Annotated in this window: 16 protein-coding genes; 8 read left to right on the top strand and 8 right to left on the bottom strand. The window is 65.5% G+C overall.

Annotated elements, in window-relative coordinates; all coding sequences use genetic code 11:
- Positions 1-45 precede the first annotated feature (45 nt).
- From HOP59_RS05535 to HOP59_RS05520, 4 genes are all read right to left on the bottom strand, one after another.
- A complete protein-coding gene (locus HOP59_RS05535; RefSeq protein ID WP_051004665.1) occupies positions 46-657 on the bottom strand; it encodes a Maf family protein in 612 nt (203 codons plus the stop codon).
- Positions 650-1,141, bottom strand: a complete 492-nt coding sequence (gene mreD / locus HOP59_RS05530) for a rod shape-determining protein MreD (protein ID WP_010629193.1) — start codon at positions 1,139-1,141, stop codon at positions 650-652. The genes HOP59_RS05535 and mreD overlap by 8 nt, the downstream gene beginning before the upstream one ends.
- Positions 1,141-2,019, bottom strand: coding sequence for a rod shape-determining protein MreC (gene mreC / locus HOP59_RS05525; RefSeq protein ID WP_035591499.1), 879 nt, complete (start codon positions 2,017-2,019; stop codon positions 1,141-1,143). Before mreC ends, mreD begins: the two co-directional genes overlap by 1 nt.
- A gap of 110 nt (positions 2,020-2,129) precedes the next feature.
- Positions 2,130-3,167 carry a rod shape-determining protein gene (locus HOP59_RS05520; RefSeq protein WP_010629195.1) on the bottom strand — a complete coding sequence of 346 codons (1,038 nt, stop codon included), beginning with the start codon at positions 3,165-3,167 and terminating at the stop codon, positions 2,130-2,132.
- A gap of 177 nt (positions 3,168-3,344) precedes the next feature.
- Here HOP59_RS05520 and gatC point away from each other — a divergent pair, with 177 nt between their 5' ends.
- From gatC to HOP59_RS05500, 4 genes are all read left to right on the top strand, one after another.
- A complete protein-coding gene (gene gatC / locus HOP59_RS05515) occupies positions 3,345-3,632 on the top strand; it encodes an Asp-tRNA(Asn)/Glu-tRNA(Gln) amidotransferase subunit GatC (protein WP_010629196.1) in 288 nt (95 codons plus the stop codon).
- An 81-nt stretch (positions 3,633-3,713) separates the two neighbouring features.
- Positions 3,714-5,174 (top strand): Asp-tRNA(Asn)/Glu-tRNA(Gln) amidotransferase subunit GatA, encoded by a 1,461-nt coding sequence (gene gatA, locus HOP59_RS05510; RefSeq protein ID WP_234253119.1) that lies wholly within the window; start codon positions 3,714-3,716, stop codon positions 5,172-5,174.
- The gene (gatB, locus tag HOP59_RS05505; RefSeq protein ID WP_234253118.1) at positions 5,174-6,628 is read left to right on the top strand and encodes an Asp-tRNA(Asn)/Glu-tRNA(Gln) amidotransferase subunit GatB; all 1,455 of its coding nucleotides are present in this window, start codon (positions 5,174-5,176) and stop codon (positions 6,626-6,628) included. The genes gatA and gatB overlap by 1 nt, the downstream gene beginning before the upstream one ends.
- Before the next feature lie 49 nt (positions 6,629-6,677).
- On the top strand, positions 6,678-7,229 hold the full coding sequence (locus HOP59_RS05500; RefSeq protein WP_010629199.1) for a cupin domain-containing protein: 552 nt from the start codon (positions 6,678-6,680) through the stop codon (positions 7,227-7,229).
- 1 nt (position 7,230) lies between these two features.
- Here HOP59_RS05500 and HOP59_RS05495 read toward each other — a convergent pair whose 3' ends face one another.
- On the bottom strand, positions 7,231-7,401 hold the full coding sequence (locus tag HOP59_RS05495) for a DUF6435 family protein (protein ID WP_010629200.1): 171 nt from the start codon (positions 7,399-7,401) through the stop codon (positions 7,231-7,233).
- Between the two features lie 241 nt (positions 7,402-7,642).
- Here HOP59_RS05495 and HOP59_RS05490 point away from each other — a divergent pair, with 241 nt between their 5' ends.
- On the top strand, positions 7,643-9,337 hold the full coding sequence (locus tag HOP59_RS05490) for a methyl-accepting chemotaxis protein (RefSeq protein ID WP_234253117.1): 1,695 nt from the start codon (positions 7,643-7,645) through the stop codon (positions 9,335-9,337).
- A gap of 22 nt (positions 9,338-9,359) precedes the next feature.
- Here HOP59_RS05490 and rmuC read toward each other — a convergent pair whose 3' ends face one another.
- Entirely contained in the window at positions 9,360-10,736 is a 1,377-nt protein-coding gene (gene rmuC / locus HOP59_RS05485) for a DNA recombination protein RmuC (protein ID WP_234253116.1), read from the bottom strand.
- Positions 10,737-10,903: 167 nt separating this feature from the next.
- Between rmuC and HOP59_RS05480 the strand changes: the two genes are divergently transcribed.
- On the top strand, positions 10,904-11,722 hold the full coding sequence (locus HOP59_RS05480) for a helix-turn-helix transcriptional regulator (RefSeq protein WP_234253115.1): 819 nt from the start codon (positions 10,904-10,906) through the stop codon (positions 11,720-11,722).
- A 107-nt stretch (positions 11,723-11,829) separates the two neighbouring features.
- On the opposite strand, the gene HOP59_RS05475 is transcribed toward HOP59_RS05480, so the two are convergent.
- On the bottom strand, positions 11,830-13,335 hold the full coding sequence (locus HOP59_RS05475; protein ID WP_234253114.1) for an aldehyde dehydrogenase: 1,506 nt from the start codon (positions 13,333-13,335) through the stop codon (positions 11,830-11,832).
- Positions 13,325-14,578, bottom strand: coding sequence for a M20 family metallo-hydrolase (locus HOP59_RS05470; RefSeq protein ID WP_010629206.1), 1,254 nt, complete (start codon positions 14,576-14,578; stop codon positions 13,325-13,327). The genes HOP59_RS05475 and HOP59_RS05470 overlap by 11 nt, the downstream gene beginning before the upstream one ends.
- 217 nt (positions 14,579-14,795) lie before the next feature.
- On the opposite strand from HOP59_RS05470, the gene HOP59_RS05465 reads away from it, so the two are divergent.
- Together HOP59_RS05465 and HOP59_RS05460 are read left to right on the top strand one after the other, a co-directional pair.
- Positions 14,796-16,205: an aminotransferase gene (locus HOP59_RS05465; protein WP_234253113.1), complete on the top strand. Its 1,410-nt coding sequence runs from the start codon at positions 14,796-14,798 to the stop codon at positions 16,203-16,205.
- Between the two features lie 61 nt (positions 16,206-16,266).
- Positions 16,267-17,724, top strand: coding sequence for a Na+/H+ antiporter NhaC family protein (locus HOP59_RS05460; protein ID WP_010629208.1), 1,458 nt, complete (start codon positions 16,267-16,269; stop codon positions 17,722-17,724).
- Positions 17,725-17,764 lie beyond the last annotated feature (40 nt).

Here is a 17,764-nt window from a genome sequence, read left to right as displayed (position 1 = left end):
AATCCTTGTCCAGTTCAATAGCCGCATTATGACATAGTGATACGGCTAGACAGCACCACACCAAAGCGGCACGTCCTGTCGTACCAGCAACTGTGCCGTTTCATAAAGGGGCAGCCCCACCACCGCGGAGTGGCTGCCTTCGATGCGCTCGACGAAGATCGACGCCAAGCCCTGAATGGCATAGCCGCCCGCCTTGTCGGCAGGTTCACCGGTCGCCCAGTAGGCCGCCATCTCGCTGTCGCCAATCTCGCGCATGAAAACCCGCGTCGCCACGCAGATCTCGAGCAATCCGGCCGGCCCCGTCACGGCCACGGCGGTGAGCACCTCGTGGGCGCGCCCCGATAGCAGACGCAGCATGGCCGCTGCCTCGGCCCTGTCGGCTGGCTTGCCGAGTATTCGCCCGTCGCAGACCACGGCGGTATCCGAACCCAGCGTCGGCAGTCGCGACTGGCGCCCGCCCGCCAATGCCTTCTCTCGGGCCAGGCGTGCCACATAGGCTTCGGCGAGCTCGCCAGGCAGCGGCGTCTCATCGATATCCACCGGCCGCACCTCGACGCCGACGCCGATGCTGGCCAGCAGTTCGCGGCGGCGCGGCGAGGCCGATGCCAGGCACAGCACGGCTGCTGCCTCGTGCCCTCCGGTCCGGTCCTCAGTCATGCCTGGCCAACCGGCGCTCGAAGGCCTGGAACATGGTGGCCAGCCATGGCCACAATGCCGCCCCGATGAGCGACGGAAGCAGGAAGGCCAAGTGCATCGAGAAGGGACCGAACAAGGTACGCAACCACTGCTCGACCAGTTGCACGAGCCCCAGCAGCACCAGGATCAGCAGCGCCTGCTGGACCAGGGAGTAGGTGCGGAACCGTGGATAGACCAGTGCAGCGAGGAAGGCCAGCAGCGACAGGGTCAGGGCGTTCTGGCCCAGCGGGGCGCCTTCGATGAGATCGAGCAGAATGCCGAGCACGAAGCCGTGAAAGACCCCGACTCGGGCGGGGGCGGCCATGCACCAATAGATCAGCATCAGCCCCAGCCAGTCCGGTCGCCAGATCTGCCAGCCCTCGGCCAGCGGCATCACCTGAAGGCACAGCGCCAGCAGCAGGGTGAGCCAAATCCAGGGCAGCGCCGTGGTCGATCCACTCGCCATCAGTTCGACTCCTCCGGCATGGCTTCGTCATCCAGCTCATCGGGCAGTTCGAGATCCCACATTTCGTCGTCAGGCACCGGCGCCGGATCGGGTGGGAACACAAGCAGGAAGTGGCGGGAGCGCTGCAGACGCGCGACCGGCTCGGCCGTCACCCGGGCAAAGGGCTGCCCCGGGTCGTGGACCACCTCGGTGACCCTGGCCACGGGATAGCCCGGCGGGAAGCGGTCCGCCAGCCCGGAGGTCACCAACAGGTCGCCCTCGCGGATGTCGGCCGTATCCGGCACGTGTATCACTCTCAGGGCATCGTACTGGCCGCTGCCCTGCAGCACGAAGCGCAGGCCGTTACGGTTGATCTGGATCGGCAGCGCATGGCTGGCATCGGCCACCATCAGCACCCGGCTGGAATAGGCCGACACCGCCGTCACCTGCCCCACCAGCCCCGAGGCATCCAATACCGGCTGCCCCACGTAGACCCCGTTGCGACGCCCGCGGTCGATCACCATCTGATGCGTGAACGGGTCGGAGTCGAGAGAGAGCAGTTCGGCGGTGATATAGGGAGCCTCCAGGCGAGCGGCGGCCCCCAGCAGCTCGCGCAGGCGCACGTTCTCGGCCGTCAGGCTCGACATGTGCTGGACCCGATGGGACAGATGCAGGATCTGCTCACGCAGGCGGCGGTTCTCCTCCACCAGCGCGCGCTGCTCGGAGAGCGCCAGCGAGCCCCAGGTGAGCACGTCGCTGGGCAGCGCGACGAGCCAATGAATTGGCGCCACGACGGTGGTGAGCTGAGCGCGCACCTCTTCCATGCGGGTGAAACGATGATCGACGAACATCAAGGCAGACGCGGCTACCACACACAGCAGCATGCGGTAGCCAGGCACATGACCGTGCGAGAACAGCGGTTTAATAGACGTTCCCCCCGCACCGGGCGCGGCACGTCCGGCCGCACCTGTTCATACGTCGATTCGCACTGGAAAACGGCCTTGCGGCGTCAGTCGCTCGAGAGCAGCTCGAAGGTGTGTCGGTCGATCATCTCGAGCGCCTTGCCGCCCCCGCGTGCCACGCAGGTCAGCGGATCCTCGGCGACGATGACCGGCAGCCCGGTCTCCTCGGAGATCAGCTTGTCCAGATCGCGCAGCAGGGCACCACCCCCGGTCAGCACCAGACCGCGCTCGGCGATGTCGGAGGCGAGCTCGGGCGGCGACTGCTCCAGCGCGCTCTTGACCGCAGCAACGATCGAGGAGAGCGTCTCCTGCAGAGCATCGAGGATCTCGTGGGAGTTCAGCGTGAAGCTGCGCGGGATGCCCTCGGCCAGGTTGCGGCCGCGCACGTCGATTTCGCGCAGCTCGCCGCCGGGGTAGGCACAGCCGATCTCTTCCTTGATGCGCTCGGCGGTCGCCTCGCCGATCAGGCTGCCGTAGTGGCGGCGCACGTAGGCGGAAATCGCCTCGTCGAAGCGGTCGCCACCGACTCGGATCGACTCGGAGTAGACCACACCGTTCAGCGAAATGATGGCGATCTCGGTGGTACCGCCACCGATGTCCACCACCATCGAGCCCTGGGCATCGTCCACCGGCAGGCCGGCGCCGATGGCAGCGGCCATGGGCTCCTCGATCAGGAACACTTCACGGGCACCGGCCCCTTCCGCAGACTCCTTGATCGCCCGGCGCTCGACCTGGGTCGACATGCAGGGTACGCAGACCAGCACCCTCGGGCTCGGCGTCAGGAAAGTGCTCTGGTGCACCTTGCGAATGAAGTGCTGGAGCATCTGCTCGGTAACGGTGAAGTCGGCAATCACGCCGTCCTTCATCGGGCGAATCGCAGTGATGTTGCCCGGCGTGCGGCCCAGCATGCGCTTGGCATCGGCGCCAACCGCGGCCACGCTGCGCATGTTACCGGATTGGCGAATGGCCACTACGGACGGCTCATCGAGCACGATGCCGCGACCGCGAACGTAAATCAGTGTATTGGCCGTACCCAGATCGATGGAAAGATCGCTGGAGAACAGCCCCCTCAAGCGTTTGAACATGGACGTCGTTACCTAGTGCAGACCGGGACCAGTGCGGATGCAAACGGTATCATCGCCGCCTCAGTGCAGCAAGCGACATAGGCCGCTCCAGATGCGAGAAGAGTGCCCGCCATGGCTCGAATATGGTACCTTTTCCCGCTGTTCATAACACTCCATCCGTGCGAGGACACTCAGCTCATGGCGCTTGAACACGCAGACGTGCAGCGGGCCGCTCATCTGGCCCGGCTCGGCCTGACCGACGACGAGGCCGCCCGCTACGTGGACGACCTAGGCCGTATTCTCGAGATGGTCGACATGCTCCAGGCACTCGACACCGAAGGGGTCGCCCCGCTGGCCCATCCCCTCGACGTCACTCAGCGCCTGCGCGCCGACGAAGTCACCGAGCGCGACCAGCGCAGCCGCTTCCAGCAGTGCGCTCCGGCCGTGGAAAACGGGCTCTACCTGGTTCCTCGCGTCGTCGAGTGATCCCGGTCGCCATTCAGGCAGCGCCCATCGGCGCAGCATTCGCCTCTCTTTCAACGGCACGCTTTCATGGAGCCATGCCGCATGCATGACAAGACCCTTGCCGAACTGACCCGTTCGCTCGACGCCGGCGACTTTTCCAGCCGCGAACTGACTCAGCACCTGCTCGGCCGTATCGACCGTCTCGACGGCGAGCTGAACAGCTTCATCACCGTCACCCACGAGCAGGCCCTGGCCGCCGCCGATGCCGCCGACGCCGCCCGTGCCGCGGGCAAGGCCGGTACGCTCACCGGCCTGCCGCTGGCGCTGAAGGACATCTTCTGCACCCAGGACGTGAAGACCACCGCCGGCTCGCGGATGCTCGACAGCTTCATCGCCCCCTACGACGCCACCGTGGTCGAGAAGCTCAAAGCCGCCGGCGCCGTCAGCCTGGGCAAGACCAACATGGATGAGTTCGCCATGGGCTCCTCCAACGAGAACAGCCACTACGGCCCGGTGAAGAACCCCTGGGACTTCACCGCCGTGCCGGGCGGATCGTCCGGCGGCAGCGCCGCTGCTGTGGCGGCGGGCTTGGTGCCGGCGGCGATCGGCACCGATACCGGCGGCTCGATTCGTCAGCCCGCGGCCTTCTGTGGCATCACCGGGCTCAAGCCCACCTACGGCCGGGTGTCGCGCTACGGCATGATCGCCTACGCCTCGAGCCTCGACCAGGCCGGCCCCATGGCCCGTAGCGCCGAGGACTGCGCCCTGCTGCTCAACGCCATGGCCGGCCACGACCTGCGCGACTCCACCTGCGTGCAGCGCGGCGTGCCCGACTACACCGAAGAGCTCGGCACTGCGCTTTCCGGCCTCAAGATCGGCCTGCCCAGCGAGTACTTCGGCGACGGCCTCGATCCGCAGGTGGAAGCTGCCGTGCGCGAGGCGATCAAGGTCTTCGAGTCGCTCGGCGCCAGCGTGCGCGAGGTGAGCCTGCCGCACACCCACTACGCGATTCCGGCCTACTACGTCATCGCCCCGGCGGAAGCCTCGTCGAACCTGTCACGCTACGACGGCGTACGCTTCGGCCACCGCTGCGCCAACCCAGTGGATCTGATCGATCTGTACAAGCGCAGCCGCGCCGAGGGCTTCGGCGACGAGGTCAAGCGCCGCATCCTGATCGGCACCCACACCCTCTCCGAGGGTTTCTTCGACGCCTACTACAAGAAGGCCCAGCAAGTGCGCCGGCTTATCCGTCAGGACTTCCTCGACGCCTTCGAGGAGGTCGACGTCCTGATGGGCCCCGCCTCGCCCACCCCGGCCTTCGATCTCGGCGCCAACAAGGACCCGGTGTCGATGTACCTGCAGGACATCTACACCATCGCCATCAACCTCGCAGGGATCCCCGGCATGAGCGTGCCGGCCGGCTTCGCCGGCAAGCGCCCGGTGGGGCTGCAGATCCTCGGCAGCCATTTCACCGAGTCGCGGCTGCTCAACGTCGCCCACCAGTTTCAGCTGGCCACCGACTGGCACCGTCAACGCCCCGCGCTCGCCGAGGAGAACACCTGATGCAATGGGAAACCGTGATCGGGCTGGAGGTTCACGTCCAGCTCGCCACTCGCTCGAAGATTTTTTCCGGCGCCTCCACTGCCTTCGGCGCCGAGCCCAACACTCAGGCCTGCGCCGTCGACCTGGGACTGCCGGGCGTGCTGCCGGTGCTCAACGAGGCAGCCGTGGCCATGGCGGTCAAGTTCGGCCTGGCGATTCACGCCGAGATCCCCGAAGTGTCGGTGTTCGACCGCAAGAACTACTTCTACCCCGACCTGCCCAAGGGCTACCAGACCAGCCAGATGTACCAGCCCATCGTCGGCGCCGGAGAGGTCGAGATCACCCTCGAGGACGGCACCACCAAGCCGATTCGCGTGCACCACGCACACCTGGAGGAGGATGCCGGCAAGTCGCTGCACGAGGACTTCCACGGCATGACCGGCGTTGACCTCAACCGCGCCGGCACGCCGCTGCTGGAAATCGTCTCCGAGCCTGACATGCGTTCGGCGAAAGAGGCCGCCGCCTATCTCAAGGCGATCCACTCCATCGTCACCTACCTCGGCATCTCCGACGGCAACATGGCCGAGGGCTCGATGCGCTGCGACGTCAACGTCTCGGTTCGGCCCAAGGGCCAGGAAGCCTTCGGCACCCGGGCCGAGATCAAGAACGTCAACTCGTTCCGCTTCGTCGAGCGCGCCATCGCCTTCGAGGTGGAACGGCAGATCGAGCTGCTCGAGGATGGCGGCAAGGTGGTGCAGGAGACGCGCCTGTTCGACCCCGAGCGCGACGAGACCCGCAGCATGCGCACCAAGGAGGAAGCCAACGACTATCGCTACTTCCCCTGCCCCGACCTGCTGCCGGTAGTGCTCGACAAGGCCTATATCGACCATTTGCGCGACAACCTGCCGGAGCTGCCGGCCGAGAAGCGCGCCCGCTTCGAGAACGAGCTGGGCCTCTCGGCCTACGATGCCAGCGTGCTTTCCGCCACCCGCGAGATGGCGGACTATTTCGAAGAAGTGAAAGACGTCTGCCGGGATGCCAAGCAGGCCGCCAACTGGGTGCAGGGTGAGCTTGCAGGTGCCTTGAATCGTGAGAATCTCTCGATCGCCAATAGCCCCGTATCGGCTCGTCAGCTAGGTGAACTGGTAGCTCGCGTGATCGACGACACCATCAACGGCAAGGCCGCCAAGCAGGTATTCCAGGCACTGTGGAACGGCCAGGGCGCCAGTGCCGACGACATCATCGAGGCCCAGGGGCTCAAGCAGGTCACCGACACCGGCGCCATCGAGGCGATGATCGATCAGGTGATCGCCGACAGCCCGGCCCAGGTGGCCCAGTATCGCGACGCCGAGCCGGACAAGCGCGGCAAGATGATCGGTTACTTCGTCGGCCAGGTGATGAAGGCCTCGCGCGGGACCGCCAATCCGCAACAGGTCAACGAGCTGCTCAGGCAGAAGCTCGACGCCCTCTGCTGAGGCATGGCGGGCGGCGCCTCGGCGCCGCCCGCGGGATTAGGAGATCGGCATGTCGGACGACGTCGGCGCACGCCTGCGCGCCCTGCGCACCCTGCGCGGTATTTCCCAGCGCGAGCTGGCCAAGCGCTGCGGAGTCACCCATTCCAGCCTGTCGCTGATCGAACAGGGCAAGGTGAGCCCTTCGGTCAGCTCGCTGAAGAAGATCCTCGATGCCATCCCCATCAGCGTGGGCGACTTCTTCACCATGGACATGGAGAGCCGCGACCAGGTCTTCTACGGCGCCGACGAGCTGGCCGACGTGGGCAGCGGCGAGGTCGTCTACAAGCTGGTCGGCGCCAACCGCGCCAGTCGGGCGCTAGCGTTCATGATCGAGACCTACCCGCCCGGCGCCGATACCGGGCGCGAGATGATCGCCCACCAGGGCGAGGAAGCCGGCGTGGTGCTGGAGGGCACGATAGAGATCACCATCGGCCCCGAAACCCGCCTGCTCGGCCCGGGCGAAGCCTATTACTTCGACACCAACGTGCCCCACCGCTTCCGCAATCCCGGCAGCGAGCCCTGTCGTCTGGTGAGCTGCTGCACCCCGGCCCGGACCTTCTGAATCAACCGCGCTTCAAACGCTCGATCTCCAAGCGCAGGGCCTCGGCCTGCTCCGTCAGCGCCGCGTTGGCGCGCATGTCACCGTTGCGGGACGCCAGCATCGCCTCCTCGAGCTTGCGCTCATAGGCCTTTTGCAGTCGTTTGGTGGGATCTCGCCGAAAGATATCGAACATAGGGTTTCTCCTTCCTCAGGGTTTTGTACAACTTTTCGCGGCCGAAACGCGACCTCACGCGCCCAAATCCTGCTTTCTACACGCCACAGCTAGCAGATCGGTAGCCCAAGCAGTGCTTTTTTCGACGGCAGGCTAAAATTAAATTCATTTGTACAGTCATTGTACAAGTTTTAAGATTCGCGTGTCTTCCACTCTCGCTTCCACCGGGAGTGGCTCAAAACCAGAATAAGGAATGCATGCCATGGGACTCTCGGCCAGCCTCGCCCGCCTGGGGATACGTAGTCGCCTGTTCGTTGGATTCTCCGCCGTGCTCGCCTTGATCGTACTGCTCACCGCCATCGGTATCGTGCAGGTGAACCGTATCGATCACAGCCTCACCACCATCAACGACGTCAATGGCACCAAGCAGCGCCACGCCATCGACTGGCGCGGCAGCGTGCATGACCGCGCGATCCTGCTGCGCGACATGACCCTGGTCGAATCACCCGCCGCACTGGCAACCCTCGAGCGCGACTACCGTACGCTGGCCGACGACTACCAGCGCGCCGCCAGCGGCATGACGACCGCCATTCAGCTCAGCGCCTCCTCCCGCGAACGCGAGCTGCTGGCGGCCATCGAGCGCCAGGCCGATACGACGCAACGACTGGCGGCCCAGGTAATGGAGCGTCGCGCACAGAGTGACATCGTCGGCGCACGGGAAATCCTGCTGAGCGAGGCCGGCCCGGCCTTCTTTTCCTGGCTCGACCGCATCAACGACTTCATCGACCACCAGGAAGCCGAGAGTGCAGCCGATACTGCACTGGCCCGCGACACCGCCTCCGGCTTCCAGATGCTGATGCTGGCCCTGTGCCTGGCGGCCTTGGCGGCAGGGGGCACCATCGCCTACCTGCTGGCTCGCCAGCTACTGCGCGAGCTCGGCGCCGAGCCCCACGAGGTGAAAGCCTTCGCCGAGGCGATCGGCCGCGGCGAACTGGCCACCAGCGGCCGACTGCGCAGCGGTGACCGCAGCAGCATCATGGCATCGCAGGTGGAAATGGCGCGTCAGCTGCAGGCCATCGTGACCCAGGTTCGCGGCGCTGCCGAAGCCGTGGCCAGCAACAGCGAGCAGATCGCCGAGGGCAACACCGACCTCGCCTCGCGCACCCAGCAGCAGGCCAGCGCCCTGACCCAGACCGCCTCGGCGATGGAAGAGTTGAACGGCACCGTGGTGCAGAACAGCGAGAATGCAGGTCAGGCCAGCCGTGAGGCCGAGAATGCCTCGCACACGGCACGCCAGGGTGGCGTGGCGGTAGAGCAGATGACGGCTACCATGAACGAGCTCGACAAGAGCGCCGGAGAGATCGCCAGCATCATCTCGACCATCGACGACATCGCGTTTCAAACCAACATCCTGGCGCTCAATGCCTCGGTGGAGGCGGCACGCGCCGGCGAGCATGGCCGCGGCTTCGCCGTGGTCGCCGCCGAGGTCCGCAAGCTGGCTCAGAAGAGCGCCGACGCCGCCAGCGAGATCAACGAACTCATCACCAGTAACGTGGAACGCGTGAAGAGCGGTAACGCTCGAGCCGCGGAGGCGCGTCAGGCCACCGAAGAGATCGTCGAAGCCATCGCGAGAGTCAGCCAGTTGATGCGGGAAATCAGTCAAGCCAGCGTCGAGCAGAGTGCCGGCGTGCAGGAAGCCGGCACGGCCGTGGCCGAGATGGACAGGGTCACCCAGCAGAACGCCACGCTGGTGGGAGAGAGCGCCACGGCAGCCGACAATCTGCGCCAGCATGCCCGTCAGCTGATGAACGCCATGGCCGCCTTCCAACTGCCGAGCACTGCTCGCGCCGATGGCCAAAGTGTGCCGCACGGCGAGATGCTTACGGCGCCCCGGCCCATCATGCGCCAGCTGCAGCTTGCCACCGCGGAGCGCCAGCCGGAGTGGGCCAACTTCTAGGCCCCCACTTGGCTGGGAACCCCTAGCCTCGTCCGCCCCCGTCCGGCAGCGCCTGGCGGGGGCGCGCAGTCTCGAGCTCGAGGCCGGCCCGCTCGACCAGCTCGGCGGGCAGCTCCTTCTTCACCGCCACTCCCAGCTCCTGGAATTCGGCAGCCTGCTTGATCAAGTTGCCCCGTCCGTTGACCAGTTGCCCCATGGCGCGATCGTAACTGTCGCGAGCGCCGTCGAGCTTCGCCTGCACCTCCTGCATGCTTTCGAGAAACAGCCGCAGCTTGTTATAAAACCGCTCGGCGCGATTGGCCAGCTCGGCGCTGTGACGGCTCTGGTCCTCGAAGCGCCACAATTGACGCACCACGTTGAGGCTGGTCAGCAGCGTGGTGGGAGTGGCCACCAGCACATTGTGCTCGATGGCCCGCTGGTAAAGGGTCTCGTCGTGCTTGAGCGCTTCTACGTAAGCCGACTCCACCGGGATGAACATGATCACCACATCCGGCGAGTTGATGCCCGGCAGGTCGTAGTACTGCTTGTCGGCCAACTCGGCGATGCGCTCACCCACTGCCTTGGCATGAGCCGCCAGGGCCTGCCCTCTCTCCACCTCGTCCTCGGCGTTTACGTAGCGCACATAGGCGGCAAGCGAGGTCTTGGCATCGATCACCAGGTGGCGACCCTGAGGCAGGTAGACCACCGCATCGGGCCGCCGCCGGCCTTCGCTCGTGGCGAAGCTCACCTCGCGCTGGTAATCCTTGCCGGGACGCAGCCCGGAACCCTCCAGCACGTTCTCCAGCATCAGCTCGCCCCAGTTGCCCTGCACCTTCTTCTGCCCCTGCAACGCCTGTGTCAGGCGCTCGGCCTGATCGGTGATCTCGCGGTTGAGCGTCTGCAGGTGGCGCAGCTCGGTACGCAGCCCGGCACGCTGCTCGGTGTCGTGGCGGTGAATTGTCTCGACCTTCTCGCGAAAGCCCTTCATCTCGGCCTGGATCGGCTGTAGCAGACCGCTGATGCGCTGCTGGGAAAGCTCGGAGAAAGCACGCCCCTTGCGCTCGAGAATCTCGTTGGCCAGGTTCTCGAACTCCTGGCGCAGCTGCTCGCGACTGTCGCGCAACAAAGCCAGCTGGGCTTCGAAGTGCTGCTGTTTCTGCTCCAGGGTAGTGGCCAGCCGTGCTTCGCTCACCTGCACCTCGCCGAGCCTGTGTTTTGCGTCATCGAGCTGCTTCTCACGCTCGGCCAGTCGCTCGCGAAAGTCGGTCAAAGCGGTTTCGTGCCGCACTGCCTCGACACGCTGGCGCCGGGCGGCGAGCCAGCCGGCCAGACCGAAGGCGAGCAGGAACGTCACCAGCGCCGTGAGCGCCATGGCGTAGCCAAGGGGCAGCGAGGCCAGCAGCGTGACGAGGTCGGTCAAAGGGTATTCTCCTGCTGCAGCATCAAGGGGATAGACCCGAAGTCTCCCCAAAACCGTGCGCCTTGTCACGGCTTGCGCTCATATCGGTTTCTTGCAACTGCCGACATGCAGGTATCAACGCAGGGTCATGCTATCGTGAAAGCTCGGCACTACTGACGCACCTACCCATGCTCGACTTCCTTGCCCGCCCCGAAAGCCATGCCTGGCATCAACAGCTGGCTCGCCTGCTGCGTACGGCAGCGGCCCCCGATTTCCCTGCCAGGCTCGACCAAGCGCTGCGCGAGCAGGTGGGTCACGATACGGTGCTTATCAATGCCTATCGCGGCCGTCGACGACCGCTGCTGATCCATGACAACTACCCACCGCATCGCCATGAGCAGGGCATCGAGCGCTACCTGAGCAAGGCCTATCTGCTCGACCCCTTCTTCACGGCGGTGAGCGATGGCCTGGATCATGGCGCCCATCGCCTGCGCGAACTCGCCCCGGATCGCTTCGAAGCCAGCGAGTACTATGACCACTACTACCGCGCTCTCGGCCTGGCGGATGAAGTCGGCATCTTCTGCCGAGTCGACGCGGAGGTGGTGATCGCCGTGTCGCTGGGCTTCGGCACGAAGTCGCCGCCGTTGACCCGCCGCGCCCTGCAGGCCTTGCGCCACCTCTCTCCCATGCTGGAAGCGCTGCTGAACGAGTACTGGAAATGGCAGGGAGGCAAATTCCAGCAGCGCCTGGCGGAGCAGGAGCCGGTGGAAGCCGCACTCGCCAGCTTCGGCGCTGCGGTGTTGACGGCAAGAGAACAGGAGATCGTGCGCCTGCTGCTGGCCGGCCATTCGACGAAATCGGCCGCCCGGGAGCTCGATATCAGCGACGGCACGGTCAAGGTACACCGCAAGCACATCTACCAGCGCCTGGAGGTATCCAGCCAGTCGCAGCTGTTCCGCCTGTTTCTCGATCACGTGGCCCTGGTGTCCCGCCAGCAGGCGGTATGAGACGCGTAAATACGAGACGCGAAAAAAAGCCGGCGCCCCAGGCATGGGGAGCCGGCAAGTCGAGGATTCTCTAAAAGGTGGTGTCGAGGCCCTCTCGTAGTGGGCCCTCAGAGCGAAAGCGACATCCACACGCTCTTCAGTTCCGAATACTCCTCCAGGCTGTGCAGCGACTTGTCACGGCCGTTACCCGACTGCTTGACCCCACCGAAGGGCATGGTCTGGTCGCCCCCGGCCCAGTTGTTGACGAACACCTGACCCGACTGCAGCCGTCGCGTCACGCGCATGATGCGGTCGATGTCCTGGCTCCACAGCCCCGCCGCCAGGCCGTAGGGCGTGTCGTTGGCCATGGCCACCGCCTCCTCTTCCGTGTCGAAGCCGAACACCGCCAGCACCGGGCCGAAGATCTCTTCGCGGCCGATGGTCATCTGCGGGGTGACGCCGTCGAACACCGTGGGTGGGATGAACAGCCCCGGGCCGTCGATGGCCTTGCCGCCGGTGCGCAGCCGCGCGCCCTCTTCCACGCCCTGGCGGATGTAGTCGAGGATGCGGCGATGCTGGGCCTCGTCGACGATGGCGCCCATGAAGCTCTCGGGATCGAGCGGGTCGCCGGGCTGCATGTTCTCGGCGGCTTTCAATACGCGCTCGACGAAGTCGTCGCGAATCGTGTTCTCCACCAGCAGCCGGGAGCCGGCGATGCACACTTCGCCCTGGTTGTGGAAGATCGCCGCGGCGGCGTGGCTGGCCACCTGGTCGAGGTCCTTGCAGTCAGCGAAGACGATGTTGGGCGACTTGCCGCCGCACTCGAGATAAACCCGCTTGAGGTTGGACTGCCCGGCGTACTGCATCAGCTGCTTGCCCACCGCGGTGGAGCCGGTGAAGGCCAGGCAGTCGACCTCCATGGAGAGCGCCAGAGCCTTGCCCACGGTGTGGCCGAAGCCCGGCAGCACCTGGAACACCCCGCGCGGGATGCCCGCCTCCTTGGCCAACTGCGCCAGGCGCAGCGCCGACAGCGGCGACTTCTCCGAGGGCTTGAGGATCACGCTGTTGCCGGCGGCCAGCGCCGGGGCGATCTTCCAGGCGGTCATCATCAGCGGGAAGTTCCACGGCACGATGGCCGCCACCACGCCGATGGGCTCGCGCAGCACCAGGGCCAGGGTCTCATCGCCGGTGGGCGCCACCTCGCCGTAGAGCTTGTCGATGCACTCGGCCTGGTAGCGGATGCAGGCGATGGCACCATTCATGTCGCCCAACGAGCTCGAGATGGGCTTGCCCATGTCGAGGGTGTCGATCAGCGCCAGTTCGTGCTTGTTGGCCTCCATCAGATCGGCCAGGCGCAGCAAGGTCTTCTTGCGCTTGCCCGGCGCCAGGCGCGACCAGGCGCCGTCGGCAAAGGCCCGGCGCGCCACCGCCGCGGCACGCGCGGCATCGGGCTCGTCGCAGCTGGCCACCTGAGCGAGGAGCTCGCCGGTGGCCGGGTTGCGCGATTCGAAGGTGTCACCGCTCTCGGCAGCGACGAAGGTGTCGTCGATAAAGGCGCGCGACGCCAGACCCGGGATCACGCTGTCGGCCAGAGTCTGCCAGTCGGCCAGGGTGGTGGGGTTCTCAAAGCTCATGGCGCACTCCTTGACGGTTGGCGCGTTCCAGCAGGGCGTCGCAGAGCACCTGGGCGCCCAGGGCACAGTGCTCCGGCGTGGCGTACTCGGCCTCGTTGTGACTGATACCGTCGCGACAGGGGATGAAGATCATCGAGGTCGGCGCCACCCGCGACACGTAAACCGAATCATGGCCGGCACCGCTCATCATCCGTCGGTACGGCACCCCCTGGGCGCGAGCAGCGCGCTCGACGGCATCGATACAGCCGGCATCGAAGTTGACCACCGGCGACACCCAGATGCGCTCGCTGGCCGCTGTCACGCCGAAGGCCTCGGCCGCGGCTGCCAGCTCCCGATCATAGCGGGCCTCCAGGGCGTCCAGCTCGCCCTCGTCGACATGGCGAAGATCCACGGTCAGGCGTACCTCGCCGGGAATCACGTTGCGCGAGGGACTGTCGATCTCCAGGCAGCCGAAGGTCACCTTGGTGGCGCCGCTGTCATCGGCCATGGCCAGCGCCTGCAGCCGATCGATCAGGCGTGCCGCGGCAGCCAGGGCATCGTGGCGATAGCGCATCGGCGTGGGCCCGGCATGGGCCGACTGGCCGCGCAGGATGACGTCGAACCAGCGCATGCCCTGCACACCGGTGACCACGCCGATGGCCTCTTGCTCCTCCTCCAACACCGGCCCCTGCTCGATGTGCAGTTCGAAGAAGGCGTCGAAGCGGGGCTCACCCACCGGCAGCTCGCCGGCAAAGCCACAGGCGGCCAGCGCCTCGCCGAAGGTCACGCCGTCACGGTCCTGGCGCAACAGGGTATAGGCCTCGCTGAATTCGCCGGCGAAGGTGCCGGAGGCCACCATGGCCGGAGCGAAGCGGCTGCCCTCTTCGTTGGTCCACACCACCAGCTCCAGCGGGCGCTCGGTGACGATGCCCTGATCGTGCAGGGTACGGAACACCTCGAGCCCCGCCAGTACCCCGAGGATGCCGTCGAAGCGCCCGCCTTTGGGCTGGGTGTCGAGATGACTGCCGGTGGCCACCGGATCGAGATCGTCACGTTTGCCGGGACGGCGCAGAAAGAGATTGCCGACCCGGTCGACCCGCAGCGTGCAGCCAAGCGCCTCGCACCATTCGATCAGCAGGCGCCGACCGGCGGCATCCTCCTCGGTCAATGCCAAGCGGCTGCTGCCGCCGTTCGCGGTGGGACCGATCTCGGCCATGGCCATCAGGCTCGACCAGAGCCGCTGGCCGTCGATGGAAACGCTCATCCAGGTTGTCTCCCTTGTCGTTATGTCTGGATCGTTATGTCTGGATCGTTATGTCTGGACCGTTATGTCTGGGTCATGACTCCAACCCTAGGCCGGCCTGCCCTGAGGCCGATATACCCCAATCAGGATATATTCCCCGCTTCCGCCCTCTCGCTAGTCTGAACCCGACCTCAATGGAACACATTCCAACAACGACATCGGACACGCGAGGCCGACCATGACCACCGCTACCCGCACGCCACCCCGGACCTTGGATGCCCAGTCGCTGTGGCAAAAGGACAGGGATCATTTCATTCACCCCTTCACCGACTACAGCCTCTTTCATGAAAAGGGCTGCGACCTGATCACCGACAGCAACGGCATCTACGTGGCGGACATCCACGGTAACCGCTTCATCGACGGTATCGCCGGCCTGTGGTGCGTCAACGTCGGCCACGGCCGCGCCGAGATCGGCCAGGCCATGGCCGAGCAGGCCACCCGCATGGCCTACTTCTCCACCTTCAACAACCTCTCCAACGCTCCGGCGGCGGAGCTGGCCGCCAAGCTGGCCGCGCTGGCCCCAGCCCATCTCAATCACGTCTTCTACAGCTGCGGCGGCTCGACGGCCAACGATGCCACCATCCGCCTGGTGCATTACTACTTCAACCGCCTGGGCAAACCGAACAAGAAGCGCATCCTGTCGCGCAACAACGCCTACCATGGCACCACCTACCTGGCGGCGAGCCTGACCGGCATCGAGAGCAACAACTGGGGGTTCGACACCCTGAAACATCTGGTCACCCACCTCAGCGAAGCCAACCTCTACCGCCGTCCGGCGGGAATGAGCGAAGCGGAGTACTGTGACCATCTGGTGGCCGAACTGGAGGAGACCATCGAGCGCATCGGCGCCGAGAACATCGCCGCCTTCATCGCCGAGCCGATCATGGGAGCAGGCGGCGTGCTGATGGCACCGGCGGGCTACCATGCCCGTATGCAGGCGGTGTGCCGCGCCCATGAGATTCTCTATATCGCCGATGAGGTGGTCACCGGCTTCGGCCGCCTGGGGCACTTCTTCGCCTCCGAAGCGGTATTCGATACCCAGCCGGACATCATCAACTGCGCCAAGGGTCTCTCCTCCGGCTATGCGCCCCTGGGCGCCACCCTGATTTCCGACGAGATCTTCGAGGTATTGAGCATCCCCCAGCGCAAGGGCGGCGTACTGAGTACCGGCTTCACCTACTCCGGCCATCCGGTGAGCTGTGCGGCAGCGCTCAAGAACATCGAGATCATCGAGCGCGAGGGCATCTGCGACAACGTACGCGAGGTAGGGCCCTACCTGGAGCGGCAGCTCAAGACCCTTGGCCACCACGAAACCGTCGGCGACGTGAGGGGCAGCCACTTCATGCTGGCCATCGAGAACGTCGCCGACAAGGCCACCAAGGAGTTGCTGCCGGTGGAGGCGCGAGTTGGCGACCGGGTCGCCGCCGAGGCCCAGAAGCGCGGCGTGATCATCCGACCGGTGGGTCACCTCAACATCATCTCGCCGCCGCTGATCTGGAATCGTGACGTGGTGGACCGGGTGATTGCGGTCCTCGACGAGGCCTTCGCCGCCACCACGGCATCGCTACGCAAGGACGGTTATCTGTAACGCTTCTCTGCAAGAGCGGCTCTATCAAAGGTGCAACGTACAACAATAAAGGTTAACGATCATGGCATACTCTCCTTCGGGCCCGACGGCCCACCCCCAACGCTTCGGCAGTGCCACCAAGGGTGGCCTGCTGTTTCTCGGTGTCGTGCTGATTGCCAGCCTCAGCGGTTTTGCGCTGATCGACGGCGACAACTACGGCCTCTACAGTCTGCTGCCCACCACCGTGGTCATCAGCATGGCCCTGCTGACGCGCCGCACCCTGGAAGCCCTGCTGGCCGGCGCGCTGAGCGGCTTCATCATGCTGTCGCCGACCACCGCCGTACAGGACATGGCCGCCAGCAGCCTGGAGGTGATGCAGAATCCCACCATGGGCTGGATCATCCTGGTCTGTGGCCTGCTCGGCAGCCTGATCGGCCTGCTGCACTTCGCCCGCGGTACGGAGGCGTTCAGTCGCGCCGCCGGACGCTACTGCACCACGCGCCGCAGCGCGCTGCTGGGCAGCGTCGGGCTCGGGGTGCTGATCTTCATCGATGACTACCTCAACGCCATGACCGTCTCGGCGGCGATGAAGCGCCTGGCCGACAAGCTCAAGATATCGCGCTCGATGCTGGCCTATGTCGTCGATTCCACCGCTGCTCCCATCTGCCTGATCGTTCCCTTCTCGACCTGGGCGATCTACCTCTCGGGGCTGCTGGAAAGCCACGGCGTCGCCGAAACCGGCCGGGGGTTCAGCTATTACCTCACGCTGATTCCTTACCTCTTCTACCCCTGGATGGCACTGATCGTGGTGCTGCTGGTCGCGGCTGGCGTGATTCCGGCGCTGGGCAAGATGAAGCGCGCGGAGCAAGGCGACGAAGAGCGCGTGCCCGAGAGCAACGAGGAGCAGAACCCCGAGCAGTTCACCCACCGACCGGCTCGCCTGATCAACTTCCTGTTGCCGATGGCTACGCTGATCTTCGCTACCTGGTGGTTCGAGATCGACGCCATGATCGGCGTGGCGTTTGCCCTGTTGGTGACGCTCGGCCTGTACGTGGCCCAGGACATGGCTCCCCTGAGTCGCCTGTTCGACGAGATCATCAAGGGCTTACAGGTCATGCTGGTGCCGCTGGGCATCGTCTTCGCCGCCTTCATCCTGCAGGACGTCAACGAACGACTGGGCTTGACCGAGACGCTGATCGAGTGGGTCATGCCGGTAATGGCCGGTCAGTGGCTGCCGGCGATCACCTTCCTGATACTGGCGGGCATCGCCTTCGCCACCGGTTCGTTCTGGGGCATCTACGCCATCGCCTTCCCGATCGTGGTGCCGCTGGCGCTGGCCACCGACGCCTCGCTGCCCCTGACGCTGGGCGCCATGATCTCGGCAGGCGCCTTCGGCTCCCACGCCTGCTTCTTCGGCGACTCCACGGTACTCAGCGCCCGCGGCTGCAGCGTGACGCCTCTGCAGCACGCCTTGACCCAGCTCCCTTATGTCATGATCGCCGCGGTGCTGAGCGTGCTGCTGTTCATCATTCTGGCTTGAGGCCAAATCCCGACGGCCTTGAGCGACAGGCAAGGCACGG

The sequence above is a fragment of the Billgrantia aerodenitrificans genome, from assembly GCF_021404405.1.
GTDB classification, from domain to species: Bacteria; Pseudomonadota; Gammaproteobacteria; order Pseudomonadales; family Halomonadaceae; genus Halomonas; species Halomonas aerodenitrificans.
The sequence above is the reverse complement of the archived record's forward strand: the minus strand, read 5'-3'. Positions and strand labels throughout refer to the sequence as shown.